Raw genomic sequence first — 2,747 nt, 5'->3', positions numbered from 1 at the left:
CGCGGCGCCCTCGGCGCGCCCCCCGTACCGTGCGGCCCGGCGGGTATTCCCCCGGCGGGAGCCGTACGGCCGGTACGGCGACCGCCGCCCACGGTCCCCTCGCGGGTCCGCCACCCCGCGCCACCGAACACCACCGTCGCGCCGCCCCCCATCCCCTCCCCGCGCGGGTGAACCGCGCCGCTCGCCGGGCGCCGTGCCGACAAGCGCCACTACCGTGCTCACGCCGCGCCGCCCCTCCCACCGGAGCACCCCATGCAAGAAATCGCGCCCGTCGACGACCGTCTCAGCACTCCCACCGGTGTCCGCATCAAGCGGCTGCGGCAGGAGCGGCATCTCACGCAGAAGGCGCTCGCCGATCTCGCCGGGCTCTCGTACTCGACCATCACGAAGACGGAGAAGGCGCTCATCCCGCTCACCCCGCACGTCACCGCGTGCATCGCGCGGGCGCTGCGCGTCGATGTCGCCGCGATCACCGGGCAGCCGTACTACACGGAGTTGCGGCAGGACGAACTCGACGTGCTCATCCGGCCCATTCGCGAAGCGCTCGACGTGTACGACCTCGGGGCCGACCCGGACGTGCACCCGCGTCCGTACCAGCAACTCGACGCCGAGACCGAGGAGTTGCTGGGGCTCGTGCGGGCCGGGGAGATCAAGCGGGTCGCGGGGCGCGTCGCCGCGCTCGTGCAGGAGGTGACGACGCTCGCGCACCGCATCGGCTCGACGGAGGGCTGGTCGCTGCTCGCCCGTACGTACCGGACGGCGTACGACGTCAGCTCCAAGCTCGGCTTCGGCGACCTCGCCGCGCTCTCGCTCGCCCGCATGGACTGGGCCGCGCAGCGCGCGAGCAGCGCCGTCGTCAGCTCCATGCACCGCTACATGCGCGCCCTCACCTACCTGCGCGAGGGGCAGTACCGGACCGGCGAACGCCTCATGCGGCTCGGTCTCGACACCCTCCGGCAGGCCGAGCCCGGACGCGAACGGGACGTCGTGACCGGGCAGTTGCACCTCGGGTCCGCCGTCATGGCGGGGCGGGCGCGGGACGCGGAGGCCGCCGGTACGCACCTGGACGAGGCCGAGCGGATCGCGCGCGGGACCGGCGAGGCGACGCGCGTGCACTGGCTCTCCTTCGGGCCGACGAACGTCGCCGTCCACCGCGTCTCGGTCGCCGCCGAACTCGACGACTACGGGCGCGCCGCGCGCGACGGCGTACGGATCACCTTCCCGGCCGACTGGCCCGCCTCGCGCCGCAGCCACCACTACGCCGAACTCGCCCGCGCCCAGGTGTGGACCGGCGACCTCTCGGGAGCCTTCACGCACCTTCTCGCCGCGCGCAAGGCCGCGCCGCAGCAGGCGCGTTACCACGCGACGGTGCGGGAGACGTACGCGGCGCTGGAGGCGGCGAAGCGGCAACTGCCGGACTCGTTCCTGTCGTACGGCTCGTGGCTGGGGGCCTGACGTCCGCCCCACCACGATGCCCGCGCCGAGGCCCGCCCCGGCCCTTTCCGTTCCGTGAATCCGTGGCCCCGACTGTCAGTAAACAACTGACAGTCAGGGGCTTGCGCTTGTCCCACCATGTCATGACGAGGACGCGTATCGACATGGAGCCCGCCATGAGGACGACCCAGGGTGACGACACCGCACTTCCCCACGCCACCGACGCCGCACTCCCCCACCCCGCCACGCTCACACCCGACCAGGTACGCGGCGCCCACTGCGTGTGGTGCGGCTCCACCCTCCGCCCCGAAACCGTCGTGGACCTCGGCCAGCGCCAGGACCCCCGCGCCACCCACATCGCCACCTGGTGGCCCCGCGCGTGCGGAGACTGCGCGGGGCGAGGTGCGGCGGAGGCGGGCCGCACGCGGGGGACGGGCCACGACGGGGCGCTGAGCGCCTAGACCGCCAACCGCCCCAGCCGTAGGCCACCGACCGCCCCAGCCACAGGCCGCCGACCGGCCCCGCCGCAGGCCGCCTCTCGCCGACCACCGACCACCGACCGGCCCTCACCGCCCCCCTACCGGACACCCCCGTCTTTGCCCGTTCTTTACAACCCGCCCCACTCTCCCCCCGTCTCTGTTCCCGTCCGCGCGACACCGCGTGCGACACCCGCGTTCCGCGCGCGACGCCGTGCGTGACGCCTCCGTCCGCGCGACACCGCGCGGGCCATCCCAGAGACGAAGGACCACACCTTGCGCCGCAGTTCGTTCCTGGCCGCCGCCGTACTCGCCGCCGCCCTCAGCACCGCCGCCGTCCCCGCCTTCGCGGACGACGCCGCGCCCCAGCAGTCCGCCGCCGCCGCGAGCCCCGTCCCCTCCGCCAAGGCGGGCACGCGGGACTCGACTCCCCCGCCGAGCGCCGTGCCCTCCGAGGCCGGGCAGGAGGCCACTCCCGTCCCGTCCGAGGCCGGGCGGGACGCCACCCCGGCTCCCGCCCCCGCCCGCGGGCAGGTCGGCACCGTCCCCGTCGGCGCCCCCGACACCGGCTCCGGCACCGGCTCCTCCGGCGGCGGCGACACCGCTGTCATCGGCGGGGTCGTCTCCGCCACCGTCCTGCTCGCCGGTGGCGTCGTGGTGCTGCGCCGCCGCCGTCAGGGCGCGGGGGCGTGAGGCGCGGCTCCGGGTTGCTCGTGGCCGGGCTCGCGCTGGTGTCGCTTCTCGGCACCGGCTGCGGGCCCGGCCCCGCGCGTACGGGCGACGCGGGCGCCGCACCCGGTACGGCACGTACGACCGCGTCGCCCAGCCCGTCGCGTA

At 75.4% G+C, this 2,747-nt stretch carries 3 protein-coding genes; all 3 read left to right on the top strand.

The window, feature by feature from the left end; translation table 11 throughout:
• Positions 1–252 precede the first annotated feature (252 nt).
• The 3 genes from G3I42_RS19335 (at position 253) to G3I42_RS19325 (ending at position 2,603) form a co-directional block, all read left to right on the top strand.
• The gene (locus G3I42_RS19335; RefSeq protein WP_164287621.1) at positions 253–1,455 is read left to right on the top strand and encodes a helix-turn-helix transcriptional regulator; all 1,203 of its coding nucleotides are present in this window, start codon (positions 253–255) and stop codon (positions 1,453–1,455) included.
• Positions 1,456–1,610: 155 nt separating this feature from the next.
• On the top strand, positions 1,611–1,895 hold the full coding sequence (locus tag G3I42_RS19330; RefSeq protein ID WP_239096556.1) for a hypothetical protein: 285 nt from the start codon (positions 1,611–1,613) through the stop codon (positions 1,893–1,895).
• 291 nt (positions 1,896–2,186) lie between these two features.
• Complete coding sequence (locus G3I42_RS19325; protein ID WP_164287619.1) at positions 2,187–2,603, top strand: hypothetical protein; 417 nt, start codon at positions 2,187–2,189, stop codon at positions 2,601–2,603.
• Positions 2,604–2,747 lie beyond the last annotated feature (144 nt).

It is taken from the genome of Streptomyces sp. SID11385 (assembly GCF_010548245.1).
Classification (GTDB): domain Bacteria; phylum Actinomycetota; class Actinomycetes; order Streptomycetales; family Streptomycetaceae; genus Streptomyces.
This window is presented reverse-complemented; position numbering and strand designations above follow the sequence as displayed.